The sequence below is a fragment of the Billgrantia gudaonensis genome (genome assembly GCF_900100195.1).
GTDB classification, from domain to species: Bacteria; Pseudomonadota; Gammaproteobacteria; order Pseudomonadales; family Halomonadaceae; genus Halomonas; species Halomonas gudaonensis.
On the sequence record NZ_FNES01000017.1, the window covers coordinates 63,045 to 82,857 of the forward strand.

General features: G+C 63.0%; 14 protein-coding genes, 4 tRNA genes and 2 rRNA genes. All 20 read right to left on the reverse strand.

All coding sequences use genetic code 11. The annotated features are described in order from the left end of the window. Positions 1 to 49 precede the first annotated feature (49 nt). Positions 50 to 1,243, reverse strand: coding sequence for an elongation factor Tu (gene tuf, locus BLP96_RS16980; protein WP_089688551.1), 1,194 nt, complete (start codon positions 1,241 to 1,243; stop codon positions 50 to 52). A 29-nt stretch (positions 1,244 to 1,272) separates the two neighbouring features. Further along, positions 1,273 to 3,393 (reverse strand): elongation factor G, encoded by a 2,121-nt coding sequence (gene fusA, locus BLP96_RS16985; RefSeq protein WP_089688585.1) that lies wholly within the window; start codon positions 3,391 to 3,393, stop codon positions 1,273 to 1,275. 96 nt (positions 3,394 to 3,489) lie between these two features. Further along, a complete protein-coding gene (gene rpsG / locus BLP96_RS16990; protein WP_089688553.1) occupies positions 3,490 to 3,960 on the reverse strand; it encodes a 30S ribosomal protein S7 in 471 nt (156 codons plus the stop codon). Positions 3,961 to 4,095: 135 nt separating this feature from the next. Beyond that, positions 4,096 to 4,470: a 30S ribosomal protein S12 gene (rpsL, locus tag BLP96_RS16995; protein WP_089688555.1), complete on the reverse strand. Its 375-nt coding sequence runs from the start codon at positions 4,468 to 4,470 to the stop codon at positions 4,096 to 4,098. A 177-nt stretch (positions 4,471 to 4,647) separates the two neighbouring features. Then, positions 4,648 to 8,868, reverse strand: coding sequence for a DNA-directed RNA polymerase subunit beta' (rpoC, locus tag BLP96_RS17000; RefSeq protein ID WP_089688557.1), 4,221 nt, complete (start codon positions 8,866 to 8,868; stop codon positions 4,648 to 4,650). 86 nt (positions 8,869 to 8,954) lie between these two features. Continuing rightward, on the reverse strand, positions 8,955 to 13,034 hold the full coding sequence (gene rpoB, locus BLP96_RS17005; protein WP_089688559.1) for a DNA-directed RNA polymerase subunit beta: 4,080 nt from the start codon (positions 13,032 to 13,034) through the stop codon (positions 8,955 to 8,957). Positions 13,035 to 13,267: 233 nt separating this feature from the next. Further along, positions 13,268 to 13,639 carry a 50S ribosomal protein L7/L12 gene (gene rplL, locus BLP96_RS17010; protein WP_089688562.1) on the reverse strand — a complete coding sequence of 124 codons (372 nt, stop codon included), beginning with the start codon at positions 13,637 to 13,639 and terminating at the stop codon, positions 13,268 to 13,270. 92 nt (positions 13,640 to 13,731) lie between these two features. After that, positions 13,732 to 14,235 (reverse strand): 50S ribosomal protein L10, encoded by a 504-nt coding sequence (rplJ, locus tag BLP96_RS17015; protein ID WP_089688564.1) that lies wholly within the window; start codon positions 14,233 to 14,235, stop codon positions 13,732 to 13,734. Positions 14,236 to 14,501: 266 nt separating this feature from the next. Next, positions 14,502 to 15,194 (reverse strand): 50S ribosomal protein L1, encoded by a 693-nt coding sequence (gene rplA / locus BLP96_RS17020; protein ID WP_089688565.1) that lies wholly within the window; start codon positions 15,192 to 15,194, stop codon positions 14,502 to 14,504. 2 nt (positions 15,195 to 15,196) lie between these two features. Continuing rightward, the gene (rplK, locus tag BLP96_RS17025) at positions 15,197 to 15,628 is read right to left on the reverse strand and encodes a 50S ribosomal protein L11 (protein WP_071943762.1); all 432 of its coding nucleotides are present in this window, start codon (positions 15,626 to 15,628) and stop codon (positions 15,197 to 15,199) included. Positions 15,629 to 15,717: 89 nt separating this feature from the next. Beyond that, positions 15,718 to 16,251 (reverse strand): transcription termination/antitermination protein NusG, encoded by a 534-nt coding sequence (gene nusG, locus BLP96_RS17030; RefSeq protein WP_089688567.1) that lies wholly within the window; start codon positions 16,249 to 16,251, stop codon positions 15,718 to 15,720. Between the two features lie 8 nt (positions 16,252 to 16,259). Beyond that, positions 16,260 to 16,628, reverse strand: a complete 369-nt coding sequence (gene secE / locus BLP96_RS17035; RefSeq protein WP_089688570.1) for a preprotein translocase subunit SecE — start codon at positions 16,626 to 16,628, stop codon at positions 16,260 to 16,262. A gap of 75 nt (positions 16,629 to 16,703) precedes the next feature. After that, a tRNA-Trp gene (locus BLP96_RS17040) sits at positions 16,704 to 16,779 on the reverse strand. Between the two features lie 136 nt (positions 16,780 to 16,915). Beyond that, positions 16,916 to 16,990 (reverse strand) — tRNA-Thr (locus BLP96_RS17045). A gap of 11 nt (positions 16,991 to 17,001) precedes the next feature. After that, a tRNA-Gly gene (locus BLP96_RS17050) sits at positions 17,002 to 17,075 on the reverse strand. Positions 17,076 to 17,123: 48 nt separating this feature from the next. Beyond that, positions 17,124 to 17,207 (reverse strand) — tRNA-Tyr (locus tag BLP96_RS17055). 111 nt (positions 17,208 to 17,318) lie between these two features. Further along, entirely contained in the window at positions 17,319 to 18,158 is an 840-nt protein-coding gene (locus tag BLP96_RS17060) for a type III pantothenate kinase (protein WP_089688571.1), read from the reverse strand. Next, complete coding sequence (locus tag BLP96_RS17065; protein ID WP_089688573.1) at positions 18,155 to 19,138, reverse strand: biotin--[acetyl-CoA-carboxylase] ligase; 984 nt, start codon at positions 19,136 to 19,138, stop codon at positions 18,155 to 18,157. Before BLP96_RS17065 ends, BLP96_RS17060 begins: the two co-directional genes overlap by 4 nt. 351 nt (positions 19,139 to 19,489) lie before the next feature. After that, positions 19,490 to 19,605: ribosomal RNA gene (rrf, locus tag BLP96_RS17070) — 5S ribosomal RNA — on the reverse strand. 81 nt (positions 19,606 to 19,686) lie between these two features. Then, a 23S ribosomal RNA gene (locus tag BLP96_RS17075) occupies positions 19,687 to 19,813 on the reverse strand; the annotation flags it as partial.

A 19,813-nucleotide genomic window follows, 5' to 3' on the forward strand; every position in this document is an offset into this window, starting at 1 on the left:
AAAGGGGGCTCCGCGAGGAGCCCCCTTCGATCGATCAGTCGTCCAGGACTTACTGAAGGATCTTGGCCACGACGCCAGCGCCGACGGTACGACCGCCTTCGCGAATGGCGAAGCGCAGGCCTTCGTCCATGGCGATCGGGGCGATCAGAGTGACAGTCATCTTGACGTTGTCGCCCGGCATGACCATCTCGACGCCTTCCGGCAGCTCGCAGGTACCGGTGATGTCGGTGGTACGGAAGTAGAACTGCGGACGATAGCCCTTGAAGAACGGCGTGTGACGACCGCCCTCGTCCTTGGACAGCACGTACACCTCGGCCTCGAACTGAGTGTGCGGGGTGATGGTGCCCGGCTTGGCCAGTACCTGACCACGCTCGACCTCGTCGCGCTTGGTGCCACGCAGCAGGGCGCCGATGTTCTCGCCGGCACGACCTTCGTCGAGCAGCTTGCGGAACATCTCGACACCGGTGACGACGGTCTTGGTGGTGTCCTTGATACCGACGATCTCGACTTCTTCGCCAGCCTTGACGATACCGCGCTCGACACGACCGGTGACCACGGTACCGCGGCCGGAGATGGAGAAGACGTCCTCGATCGGCATCAGGAACGGCTGATCGATGGCACGCTCCGGCTCCGGAATGTACTCGTCCAGGGCCTTGATCAGGTTGGCGACGGCGGTGGTACCCATGCCGTTGTCATCCTTGCCTTCCAGCGCCATCAGGGCAGAGCCGGTGATGATCGGAGTGTCGTCGCCCGGGAAGTCGTACTCGTTGAGGAGCTCACGCACTTCCATTTCGACCAGCTCGAGCAGCTCCTCGTCATCGACCATGTCGGCCTTGTTCAGGAACACGACGATGTACGGCACGCCGACCTGACGCGACAGCAGGATGTGCTCGCGAGTCTGCGGCATGGGGCCGTCGGCGGCGCTACAGACCAGGATGGCGCCGTCCATCTGAGCGGCACCGGTGATCATGTTCTTCACGTAGTCGGCGTGCCCGGGGCAGTCGACGTGCGCGTAGTGGCGCGTCTCGGACTGGTACTCCACGTGGGAGGTGGCGATGGTGATGCCGCGCTCACGCTCTTCCGGGGCGTTGTCGATGGAGTCGAACTCACGCCAGTCGCCGCCGAACACCTCGGCAGAAACGCGGGTCAGGGCCGCTGTCAGCGTGGTCTTGCCGTGGTCGACGTGACCGATGGTGCCGACGTTGATGTGCGGTTTGGAACGTTCGAATTTTTCCTTAGCCACTGCTTTAACCTCTTTACGTTAGCTAACGGTTAACCGTTCTGGTTGATGACGGCTTCAACGACGCTGGACGGCGCCTCTTCGTAATCCGCAAACTCCATGACGTAGCTTGCGCGGCCCTGGGTCTGAGAACGCAGATCGGTCGCGTAACCGAACATCTCAGCCAACGGAACCCGAGCGCGAATGATCTTGCCGGCAGGCGAGTCATCCATGCCCGATACCAGGCCGCGACGGCGGTTCAGGTCGCCCATGACGTCACCCATGAAATCCTCGGGCGTCACGACCTCGACCTTCATCACCGGCTCCAGCAGCACGGCCTTGGCCTTCTTGGCACCTTCTTTGATCGCCATGGAAGAAGCGACCTTGAACGCGGTCTCGTTGGAGTCCACGTCGTGGTAGGAGCCATCGTACAGCGTAACCTTGACGTCGATCATCGGGTAGCCCGCGATGACACCGTTCTGCAGCTGCTCGTAGGCCCCCTTCTCGACGGCCGGCACGTATTCCTTGGGAACCACGCCGCCGACGATTTCCGAAGCGAATTTGAAGTGCATGTCTTCATCTTCGCCCTTGTCCTCCGCAGTGAGCGGTTCGATGCGCAGCCAGACGTGGCCGTACTGGCCGCGACCGCCGGACTGGCGCACGAACTTGCCTTCCTGCTCGACGCTCTGCTTGATCGTCTCGCGGTAGGCGACCTGCGGCTTGCCGATGTTGGCCTCGACCTTGAACTCACGGCGCATGCGGTCGACGAGGATGTCGAGGTGCAGCTCACCCATGCCCGAGATGATCGTCTGACCGGTCTCTTCGTCGGTCTTGACCTGGAAGGAGGGATCTTCCTGGGCGAGCTTGCCCAGCGCCACGCCCATCTTCTCCTGGTCGGCCTTGGACTTCGGCTCCACGGCCACGGAAATCACCGGGTCCGGGAACTCCATGCGCTCCAGTACGATCTTGCTGTTGATGTCGCACAGGGTATCGCCGGTGGTGACGTCCTTCAGGCCGATGCAAGCGGCGATGTCGCCGGCGCGCACTTCCTTGATCTCCTCGCGAGAGTTGGAGTGCATCTGCACGATACGGCCGACGCGCTCCTTCTTCTGCTTGACGGAGTTGTAGACGCTGTCACCGGAATTGAGCACGCCGGAGTAGACCCGGATGAAGGTCAGGGTGCCGACGAAGGGGTCGGTGGCGATCTTGAAGGCCAGAGCGGCGAAGGGGGCGCTATCATCGGCTTCGCGAGTCTCGATGGTGCCGTCCTTGTCGTCCATCTCGCCTTCGATGGCCTTGACCTCGGTGGGCGACGGCATGTACTCGATGACGCCATCCAGCACCGCCTGCACGCCCTTGTTCTTGAAGGCGGAGCCGCAGGTGACCAGGACGATCTCGTTGTCCAGGGTGCGGCGGCGCAGACCGGCCTTGATCTCCTCGATGGTCAGCTCGCCCTCTTCGAGGTACTTGTCCATCAGCTCTTCGGAGGCTTCGGCAGCGGCCTCGACCATCTGCTCGCGATACTCTTCGGCGGTCTCCTGAAGCTCGGCGGGAATGTCCACCAGCTCGTAGTTCATGCCGAGGCTGTCTTCGTCCCAGACGATGGCCTTCATCTGCAGCAGGTCGATGACGCCCTTGAACTCGTCCTCGGTACCCCAGTTGATCTGGATCGGCACGGCATTGGCGCCCAGACGCTCCTTGAGCTGCTCGACCACCATGAAGAAGTCGGCGCCGGTGCGGTCCATCTTGTTGACGAACACCATGCGCGGCACTTCGTACTTGTTGGCCTGACGCCATACGGTCTCGGTCTGGGGCTGCACGCCGGAGGAGCCGCACAGCACCACCACGGCACCGTCGAGCACGCGCAGGGAACGCTCCACCTCGATGGTGAAGTCGACGTGCCCGGGCGTATCGATGATGTTGATGCGGTGCTCGTCGAACTGCTTGTTCATGCCCTGCCAGAAGCAGGTCGTCGCCGCCGAGGTGATGGTGATGCCGCGCTCCTGCTCCTGCTCCATCCAGTCCATGGTAGCAGCGCCATCATGCACCTCGCCCACCTTGTGGGAGAGGCCGGTGTAGAACAGGATACGCTCGGTCGTAGTGGTCTTGCCGGCGTCGACGTGGGCCACGATACCGATGTTGCGGTAGCGCTTGAGCGGGGTCTTGCGTGGCACGATGGAATTCTCCATTGCTGTGAAGGGCCACCGCACCGGGTGGCGCTTCGTGTATGGAACTCGTCGTCTGAAGCGACGCGTGCGGTGACGCTACGCTTAGAAGCGATAGTGGGAGAAAGCCTTGTTGGCCTCTGCCATGCGGTGCACGTCTTCCCGCTTCTTGACGGCCGCGCCCTTGCCTTCCGCGGCATCCAGCATCTCGCCGGCCAGGCGCTGCACCATGGTCTTCTCGCCTCGACGACGCGCGGCATCCACCAGCCAGCGCATGGCCAGAGCCTGACGACGCGAGGGGCGAACTTCTACCGGCACCTGATAGGTCGCACCGCCGACACGGCGGGACTTGACCTCGACCATGGGCTGGATGGCTTCCAGCGCCTTGTCGAAGATCTCCAGCGGCTCTTCCTTACTACGCTCGGCAACCCTGTCCAGCGCACCGTAGACGATGCGCTCAGCAACGGACTTCTTGCCGCTGACCATCAGGTGGTTCATGAACTTCGCCAGACGCTCGCTTCCGAACTTGGGATCCGGCAGGATTTCGCGCTTGGCTACAACTCTTCTTCTAGGCATGACAAGCCCTCTGTTGAAGGGTCCTTCAGGCAAACCCGGCACTCACGCCGCCCGCTCGCCGCGGGCACTCACGCCGTCCGGCCTTACTCTTATCAGACCAAAACCTGTTTCCGTGTGATATTCGCCCCGGGTCGATCAGACCTTGGGACGCTTGGTGCCATACTTGGAGCGGCCCTGCTTGCGGTTCTGCACGCCGGAAGTATCCAGCGCACCCCGCACGGTGTGGTAACGCACGCCCGGCAAGTCCTTGACGCGGCCGCCGCGAATCAGCACCACGGAGTGCTCCTGCAGGTTGTGACCCTCACCGCCGATGTACGAGGACACCTCGTAGCCGTTGGTCAGGCGGACACGACACACCTTGCGCAGCGCCGAGTTCGGCTTCTTGGGAGTCGTCGTGTAGACGCGGGTACAGACACCGCGCTTCTGCGGGCAGGCCTGCAGCGCCGGCACGTCGCTCTTGGCGGCGGGGCGCTTGCGCGGCTTGCGCACGAGCTGATTGATCGTTGCCATTGATTGCTCCGAATGGGTTGCCTTGATGGAAGCGAGTCGCTGTTCGCCTCCGGTCTTGCGTGCCTTTTCGAGTGGCGCGGGCGTACCCGCCCCACTGTTAAAGGCTGCGCATTCTAATGTCAGAGCGGGGCGGACGTCAAGCAGGGGGCCTTGCCCCCTGCTATCGTCAGTCGCCGCTTACAGGTCGTCGTCATCCGAGTCGAGTGCCGTGAGCTGGGCTCCCAGCTCCTGCTCGACATCGTAGGCCGACGGATGGAAGGTACGTTCGGCCTCCTCGCGCTTGCGGCGGCGCTCCTGATGATGCGCCAGCCCGGTTCCCGCGGGAATCAAACGTCCCACCACCACGTTCTCTTTCAGGCCGCGCAGGTAGTCGCGCTTGCCGGTCACCGCCGCTTCGGTCAGTACCCGCGTGGTCTCCTGGAAGGAGGCCGCGGAGATGAACGACTCGGTGGCCAGGCTGGCCTTGGTGATGCCCAGCAGCAGGCGCTCGTACCTGGCCGGGAACTTCTCCGCCTTCTCCAGGCGCGCGTTCTGTTCGAGCACGCGGACCAGCTCGACCTGGTCGCCGGGAATGAAATCGGAATCGCCGGCATCGGTGATTTCCACCTTGCGCAGCATCTGACGCACGATCACCTCGATGTGCTTGTCGTTGATGCCCACGCCCTGCAGGCGATAGACGTCCTGCACCTCCGCGGTGATGTACTTGGCCAGCTCGGCGATGCCCAGCAGGCGCAGGATATCGTGCGGGTTGCTGGGCCCGTCGGAGATCACCTCGCCCTTCTCGACGGTCTCGCCTTCGAACACGGCAATCTGGCGCCATTTCGGGATCAGCATCTCGAACGGGTCGCCGCCATCGTTGGGAGTGATCGTCAGGCGCCGCTTGCCCTTGGTCTCCTTGCCGAAGCTGATGGTGCCGCTGATCTCGGCGAGGATCGACGACTCCTTGGGCTTGCGCGCCTCGAAGAGGTCGGCAACCCGCGGCAGACCGCCGGTGATGTCCTTGGTGCCGGACGCCTCCACCGGAATGCGTGCCACGACTTCGCCGATGCCGATCTGGGCTCCATCGTCCACCGAGACGATGGCGTTGCCGGGCAGCAGGTACTGCACCGGCGTATTGGATCCGGGAACCGTCACCGGCTCGCCGGATGCATCGCTGAGCGTGATCATCGGGCGCTTGTCGCGACCCGCCTGCGGCCGCGAGGCCGATTCGATGACCTCGATGGAAGACAGGCCGGTCATTTCATCCACGCTGCGATGGATGGTGACGCCTTCGACCATATCGGCGTACTGCACGGTACCTTCGGCTTCGGCGACGATCGGGTGGGTGTGCGGATCCCACTTCGCCACCGCTTGGCCGGCCTCGACGGAGTCGCCATTGCGTACATCGAGTTCGGCACCGTAGGGCAGCTTGTAGTACTCGCGTTCGCGACCATGGTCGTCGGCCACGGCCAGGGCACTGGAGCGCGATACCACCACCAGCTTGCCGTCGGCGCGCTCGACGAACTTCATGTTGTGCAGGCGCACCTTGCCGCCATGCTTGACCTGGACGCTATCGACCGCCGAGGCACGCGATGCCGCCCCGCCGATGTGGAAGGTACGCATGGTCAGCTGGGTGCCCGGCTCACCGATGGACTGGGCGGCGATGACGCCGACCGATTCACCGATGTTGACCTGATGCCCCCTGGCCAGATCGCGACCGTAGCATGCCGAACAGACGCCATGGCTGGATTGGCAGGTAATCGAACTGCGCACCACGATCTCGTCGACGCCCATGGTGTCGAGTCGTGCACACCACGCCTCGTCGAGCATGGTGCCCTTCTCGATCAGCACCTCCTCGGTGGCCGGATCGATGACGTCGCGCGCCACCACGCGGCCCAGTACGCGCTGGGCCAGCGAGACGATGATGTCGCCACCCTCGATGATCGGATGCAGCGTCAAGCCTTCTTCGGTGCCGCAGTCCGACTCGGTGATGACCATGTCCTGGGCCACGTCCACCAGGCGACGGGTCAGGTAGCCCGAGTTGGCGGTCTTGAGCGCCGTGTCCGCCAGGCCCTTGCGCGCGCCGTGGGTGGAGATGAAGTACTGCAGGACGTTGAGGCCCTCGCGGAAGTTGGCGACGATCGGCGTTTCGATGATCGAGCCGTCGGGCTTGGCCATCAGGCCGCGCATGCCTGCCAGCTGGCGGATCTGGGCGGCACTGCCCCGCGCTCCCGAGTCGGCCATGATGAAGACGCTGTTGAAGGAACCCTGCTCGACCTCGTTGCCATCGCGATCGGTCACCGTCTCCTTCTCGATGCCGTCCATCATCGCCCGGGCCACCTTGTCGTTGGCCTTGGACCAGATGTCGATGACCTTGTTGTACTTCTCGCCGGCGGTGACGAGACCGGAAGAGAACTGATCCTCGATCTCCTTGACCTCGGCCTCGGCCGCATCGACGATCTCGGCCTTGCTCTCCGGAATGACGAAGTCGTTGACGCCGATGGAGGCACCCGACCAGGTCGCCAAGCGGAAGCCGGTGTACATCAACTGGTCGGCGAAGATGACGGTCGGCTTGAGGCCGGCTCGACGATAGACCTCGTTGAGCAGCTTGGAGATCGCCTTCTTCTTCATCGGCTGATCGACCAGCTCGAAGGGCACCCCTTCGGGCAGGATGCGGAACAGCAGGGCACGCCCCACGGTGGTGTCGTAGAGGCGGCGTTGCTCGCTGCGCTCACCGGTCTCCTCGTCGATCTCCACCTCGGTCATGCGCACCTTGACCTTCGCATGCAGCGACACCGCCTGGGTGCCGAAGGCGCGCTCCACCTCGTCGAGGTTGGCGAACACCATGCCTTCGCCCTTGGCGTTGATCTTCTCGCGGGTCATGTAATACAGACCCAGCACCACGTCCTGGGAGGGGACGATGATCGGCTCGCCATTGGCCGGCGACAGCACGTTGTTGGTGGCCATCATCAACGCGCGGGCCTCGAGCTGGGCTTCCAGCGTCAGCGGCACGTGTACCGCCATCTGGTCGCCGTCGAAGTCGGCATTGTAGGCGGCACACACCAGTGGGTGCAGCTGGATCGCCTTGCCCTCGATGAGCAGCGGCTCGAAGGCCTGGATGCCCAGACGGTGCAAGGTCGGGGCGCGGTTGAGCAGCACCGGGTGTTCGCGGATGACCTCGGCGAGGATGTCCCAGACCTCGGGCAGCTCGCGCTCGACCATCTTCTTGGCGGCCTTGATGGTGGACGCCTGGCCGTTGTGCTGCAGCTTGGAGTAGATGAACGGCTTGAACAATTCCAGCGCCATCTTCTTGGGCAGGCCGCACTGGTGCAGGCGCAGGGTCGGGCCGACGGTGATGACCGAGCGGCCGGAATAGTCGACCCGCTTGCCCAGCAGGTTCTGGCGGAAGCGGCCTTGCTTGCCCTTGATCATGTCGGCAAGGGACTTCAGCGGGCGCTTGTTGGAGCCCGTGATGGCCCGGCCGCGCCGGCCATTGTCGAGCAGGGCGTCCACCGCTTCCTGCAGCATGCGTTTCTCGTTGCGCACGATGATGTCGGGCGCATTGAGGTCCAGCAGCCGCTTCAAGCGGTTGTTGCGGTTGATCACCCGACGATACAAATCGTTGAGGTCGGACGTGGCGAAGCGCCCGCCGTCCAGCGGCACCAGCGGACGCAGGTCGGGCGGCAGCACCGGGAGCACTTCCATGACCATCCACGCCGGATCGTTGCCCGAATTGTAGAAGGCTTCGAGCAGCTTGAGGCGCTTGGACAGCTTCTTGATCTTGGTCTCGGAGTTGGTCTGCGGGATCTCCTCGCGCAGGCGATCGATCTCTTCGCCCAGATCGATGTCCTTGAGCAGGGCCTGGACCGCTTCGGCGCCCATGCGCGCATCGAAGTCGTCGCCGAACTCCTCGAGGGCCTCGAAGTACTGCTCGTCATTGAGCAGTTGACCGCGCTCGAGCGTGGTCATGCCCGGGTCGATGACCACGAACGACTCGAAATACAGCACCCGCTCGATGTCGCGCAGCGTCATGTCCAGGAACATGCCGATGCGCGACGGCAGAGACTTCAGGAACCAGATGTGGGCGACCGGGCTGGCCAGCTCGATGTGCCCCATGCGCTCGCGACGCACGGCAGCCTTGGTGACCTCGACGCCACACTTCTCGCAGATGATGCCGCGATGCTTCATCCGCTTGTACTTGCCGCACAAGCACTCGTAGTCCTTCACCGGGCCGAAGATCTTGGCACAGAACAGGCCGTCGCGCTCCGGCTTGAAGGTGCGGTAGTTGATGGTCTCGGGCTTCTTCACCTCGCCGAAGGACCAGCTGCGAATCATGTCCGGGGACGCCAGCGTGATCTTGATCGCGTCGAACTCGTCGGACTGAGACTGCGATTTGAGGACTTTCACCAAATCTTTCATGGGTCGGCTCCGTTGCGGAGTTGTCATGGGCGGGGGCGTTGCCGCCCCCGCGGACCGTCATTCTGTGAAGCGCAGGCGAAGCCGCCTCAGCTCTCCAGCTCGATGTCGATACCCAGCGAGCGGATCTCCTTCACCAGCACGTTGAAGGATTCCGGCATGCCCGCCTGCATGGCGTGGTCGCCGTCGACGATGTTCTTGTACATTTTGGTACGCCCCTCCACGTCGTCGGACTTGACGGTGAGCATCTCCTGCAGGGTATAGGCGGCACCGTACGCCTCCAGGGCCCAGACCTCCATCTCGCCGAAGCGCTGGCCGCCGAACTGGGCCTTGCCGCCCAGTGGCTGCTGGGTGACCAGCGAATAGGAGCCGGTGGAGCGTGCGTGCATCTTGTCGTCGACCAGGTGGTTGAGCTTGAGCATGTACATGTAGCCCACCGTCACCGGACGGTCGAACGCATCGCCGGTACGCCCGTCGTAGAGCGTCATCTGGCCGGAATCCGGCAGGCCGGCGAGCGTCAGCAGGTGCTTGATCTCGTGCTCCTTGGCGCCGTCGAACACCGGCGTGGACATGGGTACGCCCGCCTTGAGGTTCTTGGCCAGGGCGATCACCTCGTCATCGCTCAAGGTGTCGAGGTCCTCGACCCGCGTGCCCGGCGTGGTGTTGTAGACCTTGGCCAGGAAGTCGCGGATCTCAGCCACTTGCTGTTCGCGGGCGTCGCGCAGCAGGGCCTCGATCTTCATCCCCAGGCCATGGGCTGCCAGGCCCAGGTGGGTCTCGAGGATCTGCCCGACGTTCATCCGCGACGGCACGCCCAAGGGGTTCAGCACCAGGTCGATCGGCTCGCCCTGATCGTCGAACGGCATGTCCTCGATGGGCATGATCGCCGAGATCACGCCCTTGTTGCCGTGACGACCAGCCATCTTGTCGCCGGGCTGCAGGCGGCGCTTCACCGCCATGTAGACCTTGACGATCTTGAGCACGCCCGGCGCCAGGTCGTCGCCCTGGGTGAGCTTGCGCTTCTTGTCCTCGAAGCGCTCTTCCATCTCCTTGCGGCGGTTCTCCAGCTGTTCATCGGCCTGGGCCAACAGCTCGTTGAGCGTCTCGTCCTGCATGCGCAGCTTGAACCACTGCTGACGCGGCAGCTCGTCGAGATAGCTCTCGGAGAGAATGTCGCCCTTCTTCAGCTTGGGGCCACCGTTGACCGGCTGGCCGGCGAGGGTCCGCTTGAGGCGCTCGAAGGTGGCATCCTCGGCGATGCGGTAGGTCTCCTGAAGGTCCTTGCGCACTTCGTCGAGCTGCATCTGTTCGATGGACAGCGCCCGGGAGTCCTTCTCCACGCCGTCGCGGGTGAACACCTGGACGTCGATCACGGTGCCGCGCATGCCGGTCGGGGCACGCAGCGAGGTATCCTTCACGTCGGACGCCTTCTCGCCGAAGATCGCCCGCAGCAGCTTCTCTTCCGGCGTCAGCTGGGTCTCGCCCTTGGGGGTGACCTTGCCCACCAGAATATCGCCCGGACCGACTTCCGCGCCGATGTACACCACACCGGCCTCGTCCAGCTTGGACAGCGCCGATTCGCCGACGTTGGGGATGTCCGAGGTGATTTCCTCCGGCCCCAGCTTGGTGTCGCGGGAAACGCAGGTCAGCTCCTGGATGTGGATGGTGGTGAAACGGTCCTCCTGCACCACCCGCTCGGAGAGCAGGATGGAGTCCTCGAAGTTGTAGCCGTTCCAGGGCATGAAGGCGATGCGCATGTTCTGGCCCAGCGCCAGGTCGCCCATGTCGACGGACGGACCGTCGGCCAGGATGTCGCCGCGCGCCACCGCATCGCCGGGGCGCACGATGGGACGCTGATTCATGCACGTGTTCTGGTTGGAACGCAGATACTTGGTCAGGTTGTAGATATCGACGCCGGCCTCGCCGCCGATGATCTCGTCCTCGTTGACCCGCACCACGATACGCTTGGCGTCGACCGAGTCGATCACTCCACCGCGGCGCGCCACGGCGCACACGCCGGAGTCACGGGCCACGAAGCGCTCCATCCCAGTACCCACCAAGGGCTTCTCGGCGCGCAGCGTCGGCACCGCCTGACGCTGCATGTTGGAGCCCATCAGGGCGCGGTTGGCGTCATCGTGCTCGAGGAACGGGATCAGCGCCGCGGCCACCGACACCACCTGGCGCGGCGACACGTCCATCAGCGTCACCTGCTCGGGGCGCATGAAGGTGGTCTCGCCCTTGTGGCGCACCTGAACCAGATCATCGGAAAGCTTGCCCGACTCGTCGACGCTCGCCGACGCCTGGGCGATGACGAAGTCGCCCTCTTCGATGGCCGAGAGGTGAACCACCTCGTCGGTCACCTGGCGATCCACCACCTTGCGATACGGCGTCTCCAGGAAGCCATAGCTATTGGTGTGGCTGTAGGTCGCCAGCGAATTGATCAGGCCGATGTTGGGGCCTTCCGGCGTCTCGATCGGGCACAGACGTCCGTAGTGCGTGGCGTGAACGTCGCGCACCTCGAAACCGGCCCGCTCGCGGGTCAGGCCGCCCGGACCGAGCGCCGAAACACGACGCTTGTGGGTCACCTCGGAGAGCGGGTTGTTCTGATCCATGAACTGCGACAGCTGCGAGGAGCCGAAGAACTCCTTCACCGCCGCCGCCACCGGCTTGGCGTTGATCAGGTCCTGGGGCATCAAGCCTTCGCTCTCGGCCATGGAGAGACGCTCCTTGACCGCACGCTCGACGCGCACCAGGCCGACACGGAACTGGTTCTCGGCCATCTCGCCGACGCAGCGAATGCGGCGGTTGCCCAGGTGGTCGATGTCGTCCACCTCGCCGAAACCGTTGCGGATGTAGATCAGTTCCTTGAGCACGTCGAGGATGTCGCGCCGATCGAGCACGCCGGAGCCGGTGTCGCTATCACGACGCAAGCGGCGGTTGAACTTCATGCGGCCGACACCGGAGAGATCGTAGCGGTCCTCGGTGAAGAACAGATTCCGGAACAGCGTCTCGGCGGCCTCCTTGGTGGGCGGCTCGCCGGGGCGCATCATGCGGTAGATCTCGACCAGCGCCTCGAGCTGCGAGCCGGTGGTGTCCAGCTTGAGCGTATCGGAGACGAAGGGACCGCAATCGAGATCGTTGGTGTAGAGCGTTTCCAGCGTGGTGATGCCGGCCTCGCCGATCTTCTCGAGCAGCTCCGGCGTGATCTCGGTGTTGCAGGGGCAGATCAGCTCGCCGGTGTTGGGATCGACCTGGTCCTTGGCCAACGTCTTGCCGAACAGGTACTCCATCGGCACTTCGAGGCGCTCGAGACCGGCCTTCTCCAGCTGGCGAATGTGCTTCTGGGTGATGCGCCGCCCTTCCTCGACGATGACGTTGCCGTCGCCGTCCTTGATGTCGAAGGTCGCGGTCTCGCCGCGCAGGCGTGACGGCACCAGTTCCACGGAGAAGCCGGACTTCTCGATGTGGAAAGTGCTGGTCTCGAAGAACTCATCGAGGATCTCTTCGGCACTCATGCCCAGCGCGCGCAGCAGCACCGAGGCCGGCAGCTTGCGGCGACGGTCGATACGCACGAAGACGTTGTCCTTCGGGTCGAATTCGAAGTCGAGCCAGGAGCCACGATACGGAATCACGCGAGCGGAATAGAGCAGCTTGCCCGACGAGTGGCTCTTGCCCTTGTCATGATCGAAGAACACGCCCGGTGAGCGATGCAGCTGGGAAACGATCACTCGTTCGGTACCGTTGACCACGAAGGTACCGTTCTCGGTCATCAGGGGGATCTCCCCCATGTAGACCTCTTGCTCCTTGATATCCTTGATGGCCTTGTTCGAGGAGTCTCGGTCGTAAATGATCAAGCGGACCTTGACCCGCAATGGTGCCGAGTAGGTGACGCCGCGCAGCTGGCACTCCTTGACGTCGAAGGCCGGAGTGCCGAAACGATAGCTGACGTACTCCAGGGCGGCATTGCCGGAGAAGCTCTCGATCGGGAAGACCGACTTGAAGGCCGCATGCAGGCCCAGCTCCAGGCGTTCCTCGGCGGCACGGTCCTGCTGGAGGAAGTCGTAGTAGGAATCAAGCTGGATCGCCAGCAGGTAGGGCACATCCATCACTTGGGGCAGTTTGCCGAAATCCTTGCGGATGCGTTTTTTCTCAGTGTATGAGTAAGCCATCTGTATTCCCCAGCTTGTTCACCATGGGTGACCGTTGCGCGGTCGGCGCCACCCAACGGGCTCGGCCCCGTCAGGCGCTGACGGCAAGCCCTCAGCGGAGAGCTCGCCGTCGATATTCGTCTAGCGGCGCTGCGTCAGCAAAGCGCTAGTGCAACAGAAAAAGGCCGGCAGCGGGTAGGCCCGCCACCAGCCGTGGAAGCTTACGCAGCGCGTAAAGCCTTGGGGCACAAGGGTTACTTGAGCTCCACGCTCGCGCCGGCTTCTTCCAGCTTCTTCTTGGCTTCTTCGGCGTCGTCCTTGGACATCGCTTCCTTGATGGTCGCCGGAGCGCCATCGACAGCGCCCTTGGCTTCCTTCAGGCCAAGACCGGTGATCTCGCGCACGGCCTTGATCACGTTGACCTTCTTGTCGCCGGCGGCTGTCAGCACCAGGTCGAACTCGGTCTGCTCTTCGACGGCTTCGGCTTCGCCGCCACCCGGACCAGCCACGACGGCAGCCGCGGCAGAGACGCCGAACTTCTCTTCCATTGCTTCGATCAGCTCGACGACTTCCATCACGGACATGTCGGCGACGGCGTTGATGATGTCTTCTTTGGTCAGTGCCATTTCGATAGTTCCTAAACTTTGCGGGAGACTCGGCGCACCGAGCGCTCGTCTTTACCAGTGTTCGATTCAGGCTACGCAGCTGAGTTCGCCGCTCAGGCGGCTTCTTCCTGCTTCTGGTCGCGCAGCGCGGCCAGCGTACGAACCAGCTTGCCGGCGGATGCCTCCTTCATGACGGACATCAGCTTGGCAATGGCCTCGTCATAGGTCGGCAGGGTCGCCAGACGGTCGAGATCGCTTGCCGGAATCAGCTCGCCTTCGTAGGCCAACGCCTTGACTTCGAAGTTCTTCTCGTCCTTGGCGAACTCCTTGAACAGGCGGGCGGCAGCGCCCGGATGCTCGTAGGAGAAAGCCAACAGGGTAGGACCCGAGAAGCTCTCCTCCAGAATCTCCCAAGGAGTTCCGGACAGGGCGCGGCGTGCCAGGGTGTTGCGCACAACACGGATCTGCACGCCATTCTCGCGGGCCTGCTTGCGCAGGTCGGTCATCTTGCTGACCGCGACGCCACGAGAATCGGCAACCACGACGGAGAGTGCCTCCTTGGCCGCTTCACTGACCTCGGCAACGATCGCTTTCTTGCCTTCGAGTGCTAGTGGCACGGTGATCACTCCTTCAGTCCGGAGCCATGCAGCGCAGGCTCCGGTGGTTACCATCTCCCCCGACGAGCCAGAGCCATGTCGGGAGTCTTGGGTGATGGTGCTCACCAGTGTCCTGGCGGCCACACCATCTGCGCAGGCACCCTTGCGGGACGATTAAGCCGCTCGATGGAGTCGAGCGGCGCCTGCGGTCTTTGACGGTGCCCCGCGGGCGGCAGAAAAGCCGCACCGCGCGGACCGCAAAGTTACTGCTCGTTCTCGACCGCCGCTCAAACGAAAGCGGACTGATCGATGGTGATGCCCGGCCCCATGGTGGTGGACAGGGTCATCTTCTTGAAATAGACACCCTTGGACGTGCTCGGCTTGAGCTTCTTCAGATCGGCGACGAGCGCCTCGAGGTTGCCGCGAATCGCATCGGCCTCGAAATCGGCCTTGCCCAGAGTGGTGTGAATGATGCCGTTCTTGTCGGTGCGGAAACGCACTTGACCCGCCTTGGCATTCTTCACCGCGGTAGCCACGTCGGGCGTCACCGTCCCGACCTTGGGATTGGGCATCAGGCCTCGCGGACCGAGGATCTGGCCCAACTGACCGACGACGCGCATGGCGTCCGGCGAAGCGATGACCACGTCGAAATCCAGCTGACCCTTCTTCACCTGCTCGGCCAGCTCATCCATACCGACGATGTCGGCACCGGCTTCCTTGGCGGCATCGGCATTGGCACCCTGGGTAAAGACGGCAACGCGCACGTCCTTGCCGGTGCCGTTGGGCATGACGGTGGCGCCACGCACGACTTGATCGGACTTGCGTGGATCGACGCCGAGATTGATGGCGACGTCCACGGACTCTTTGAACTTGACGGTGGACAGCTCAGAAAGCAGACCCACGGCCTCTTCCAGCGAGTAGACCTTGGAAGCATCGACCTTCTCGCGGATCATCTGTGCACGCTTGGACAGTTTAGCCATGATCAGAGACCCTCCACGTTCAGGCCCATGCTGCGGGCGCTACCGGCAATGGTACGCACCGCGGCGTCGAGATCGGCAGCCGTCAGATCCGGCTCCTTGGTCTTGGCGATCTCTTCGAGCTGCTCACGGGTCACGGTACCGACCTTCTTCTTGTTCGGCTCGCCGGAGCCGGACTTGATGCCAGCCGCCTTCTTCAGCAGGACTGCGGCGGGCGGTGTCTTGGTGATGAAGGTGAAGCTGCGGTCGGAGTAGACGGTGATCACCACGGGCGTCGGCAGACCCGGCTCGATGTCCTGGGTGGCGGCATTGAACGCCTTGCAGAACTCCATGATGTTCACGCCGTGCTGACCCAGCGCGGGCCCTACGGGCGGACTCGGATTGGCTTTACCCGCTGCCACCTGCAGCTTGATGTAAGCCTGAACTTTCTTGGCCATGTTGAACTCCAGTTTGGGTCGTAGCGCCTTTCGGCTCCCCGGATGACACGGCCGCCATGCGGCCGCCTAGTGCTCGCTAGGTCGAGTCGCTATTCCTTCTCGACCTGCGCAAATTCCAACTCGACGGGCGTCGCTCGCCCGAAAATCAGCACGCTGACCTGCAGACGGCTCTTGTCGTAGTTGACCTCTTCCACGACACCGTTGAAGTCGGCGAACGGGCCATCGACGACCCGCACGGACTGCCCAGGCTCGAACAGCGTCTTGGGGCGCGGCTTGTCGGTGCCGTCCTTGACGCGACGCAGGATGGCATCCGCCTCTTTCTGGGTGATCGGCGCCGGCTTTTCCTTGGTGCCGCCGATGAACCCCATCACCCGCGGCGTCTCGTTGACCAGATGCCAGGTCGCGTCATCCATTTCCATCTCGACCAGCACGTAGCCTGGGTAGAACTTGCGTTCGCTCTTGCGACGCTTGCCGTCCCGCATCTCGACGACTTCTTCCGTCGGCACCAGGATCTCGCCGAAGCGATCTTCCATGCCGTAAAGCTTCACGCGCTCATTGAGCGAGCGCATGACATGCTTTTCGAAGCCGGAATAGGCGTGAACGACGTACCAACGCTTGGACATGAGTACTCCTAACCGATGACGCCGGACATCGCCCAGCCAAGAAGGGTGTCGATCAGCCACAGCATCAGCCCGACCACCAATACCGCAACCAGGACGATGGCCGTGGTCTGCACCGTTTCCGGTCGCGTCGGCCATACGACGCGTTGAATCTCTTTCTTGGCGTTCTTGGCCAGCTCGGCGAGCTCACGCCCTTTCGCCGTCGTCAGCGCAATCAACCCAGCGGCCACGCTCAGGACAACGACGCCCAGTACGCGATAGAGGATCGCCTGATCCGCGAAATAGGTGTTGCCGACGATGGCAAGAACCAGCAGTGTGACAACAACCGCCCACTTGAGCCCGTCGTGGCGCGACTCCTGCACCTCGGCGTTATGTTTCATGAAAACGAGACTCCTCAGAGTGCGGCGATCGAATCGAGTATCTTCCGATGGGCATCTAGCCAACCTGGGGAAGGTTGGCAGGCCAGGAGGGAATCGAACCCCCAACCTGCGGTTTTGGAGACCGCTGCTCTGCCAATTGAGCTACTGGCCTGTACCTGACGGCTCCACCCTTTGCAGATGGCGTGCGCGACAGCGGGCGCCATGATAGCTAAGCTATCGCCGACTGACAACCCCTTCACCCCGCAGGGACGAAAAGAAAAGGCGAGCCGCGGCTCGCCTTTCGCTGTTGGAGCTCATGGACGGATTTGAACCGTCGACCTCACCCTTACCAAGGGTGTGCTCTACCCCTGAGCTACATGAGCTTGATCTTGCTTGGAGCGGGTAGCGGGAATCGAACCCGCATCATCAGCTTGGAAGGCTGAGGTTCTACCATTGAACTATACCCGCCTACCCACTCTGGCTGCCGAATCGCCAAAGCCGATTGCAGCAAAAACTTGGTGGAGGGGGAAGGATTCGAACCTTCGAAGCTTTCGCGGCAGATTTACAGTCTGCTCCCTTTGGCCACTCGGGAACCCCTCCAACATGGCGGGCTATTCTACCGCCTCCTGAGGCGATGTCAAATGCCTGTTTTACCAGGCGACTTTCGCGGCCAGCGCACCCGTGGCGCCTCCCAGGACGCGACGCATTTTGTCAAAGCAGCATGGAGAATGCAAGGCCGGCCCGTATTTTTTCCAGCCCCGCCGGTGCAGGCACGCGCGGCGCTCCTGACATGCGTCCATTCCTTTCGGCTGCGGTCAGCGGAAAGCAGGCTTCCAAGCCTCCATACACCATGTCCGGCCACACGGCATGGGGCGACTGCACGCCTCGCGCCACGACACGAGCATCACCGCCGGTAAGCAGCATCGGCAAGGCCACGCCCTCTCGATCGCATACTTCGCTGTAGATACGATTCACGGCACTGACCGCAGCCAGATAGATGCCGTGGTTGACCGCCTCCACCGTCCGCGTGCCAGGCAGCAGCAACTCCTCTGCCTCGCTGTCAGGATCGATGGCCACATTGCGGGTGCCGAGCTTGAGACTCTCCTTCATCAAGCGCAAGCCAGGCAGAATGTAACCGCCGAGATGTCGCCCCCCGGGCAGCACGAAATCAACGGTGATGGCGCTGCCGCAGTCGACGGCACAGCACCCCCCCGCCAGCTGATACCCCGCAAGAACTCCCATCCAGCGATCCACGCCCAGCCGATGAGGTTCGACATAGCCATTGACCACGCCCAACGCCTCGGGCGTCGAGCGCGCGACATGTACTTGCGGAACGCTCCGATGCAACAACGACACCGTCTGCTCGAGCACGGCCGCCCGCGCCACGCTCGAAATTCGCACTGCCTCGACCACGTCGAGATCGGGGATATCGGCCCCAGGCTTCCACTGTTCACGGGTCCATACCGCACCTCGCGAGCGAATCTCGCTGCTATCGGCGTCCTTCAGTCGCCACTTGGAGAGCGTGTTGCCGATATCCAGATCGAGAATCATGAGCGACCACGCACGCTGATCTCGCCCCCCGCCAGGCGTTCTCGCGCTCCGTCGCGGTGAACCCAGAGATTGCCGAACTCATCCACCGACTTGGCCATCGCGGTCTGGCGCTGGCCCCCTCGCAGCACCTCGACTTCGCAGTCGGCATAGGCGTGGCGCGAGTTCCAGGCGTCCTGCCATGCGGCAAAGCCCTCCTCTTCGTAACCCGCCAGCAAGGGCAGCAGTTCCTCCAGCAACTCTATCGCCAGACGGTTACGCGTCAGCCCGGCTGCCTGATCGGTCACTGCAGCAACAGGGCGGTCGAGACTGGCGCGGAAATTCTGCGGCAGATCGAAATTGATCCCCATGCCGACGACGACCTCGCAAGGCCCTTCTGCGTCGCCACTGATCTCCACGAGGATCCCCGACAGCTTACCAAGATTGTCATCTTCGTCCGCCAGGAGAACGTCATTGGGCCACTTGAGCCGAGGCCGGGCCCCATGCCGCTCCAGCACCTGGGCAAGCACCACGCCAACGGCCAGACTCAGCCCTTCCAATGCCGCCACGCCGGCATCGAAACGCCAGCCGATGGAGAACATCAGCGCCCGCCCCCAGGGCGTACTCCAGGTCCGACCGCGCCGGCCCCGCCCCGCGCTCTGTTGCTCGACCAGGCAGACTTCTCCGTGCCCAGCGCCATGGGCAAATCGCTGGCGAATGAACTCATTGCTAGATGGCAGCGTCTCTTCCATGAACAGTCGCACGAGGTGCTGACGCCCGTCACGTGACAGACCGGCCACGATCGACGCGCCGTCAAGCAGCTCCAACGGCTCGGCTAGCCGGTAGCCTTGACCCTTGACCGCCTCGAGAGGGATATCCAAGGCCTCGAGCTTCTTCAGTTGCTTCCACACCGCCGTGCGTGACACCCCCAAGCGCTCACCGAGTTGCTCCCCGGAGTGGAACTCTCCGTCGCTCAACAGGCGGATCAAATCACCGATGGTCATGCCCTCTGCCCCGTGCGGGAAAAGCTCCATTCTATCGGAACCGCCACAGCCTCGGAAATGCGATGCCATTGAAAAAGGCCAATCCCAAACGCGACACCCCCAGCCGCGTTCGAAGCTGTTTTTTCGAAATGCCTGCCTGCCGATATTCGTGGCCGTGACCTTCCGCGACTCGCCCGGGAAGGCCCCTAAATGACGAAACCCCAGCCATTGGCTGGGGTTTCTGAAGCAGTGCCTGACGATGAGCTACCTCGGGGTGAGAGCGCCCGGCCCTCCCACACGGTAAAGAGCGGGTTTTCCCATGCCCATGAAAAAATCCCGAGCACTGTCGTACTCGGGATTTTGGGAATAAGTGCCTGACGATGACCTACTCTCGCATGGGGAGACCCCACACTACCATCGGCGCTGAGCGGTTTCACTGCTGAGTTCGGCATGGGATCAGGTGGTTCCCACTCGCTATGGTCGTCAGGCGAAACACCGTGAATCATGCCAACCAACGTCTCGTCGTATCCGTCAATCGTGCGCGTCATGCGCAGACCCCTTGGGGTTATATGGTCAAGCCTCACGGGCCATTAGTACCGGTTAGCTCAACGCCTTGCAGCGCGTCCACACCCGGCCTATCAACCAGCTGGTCTTGCTGGGCCCTTCAGGAGGCTCGAGGCCTCGGGGATGTCTCAT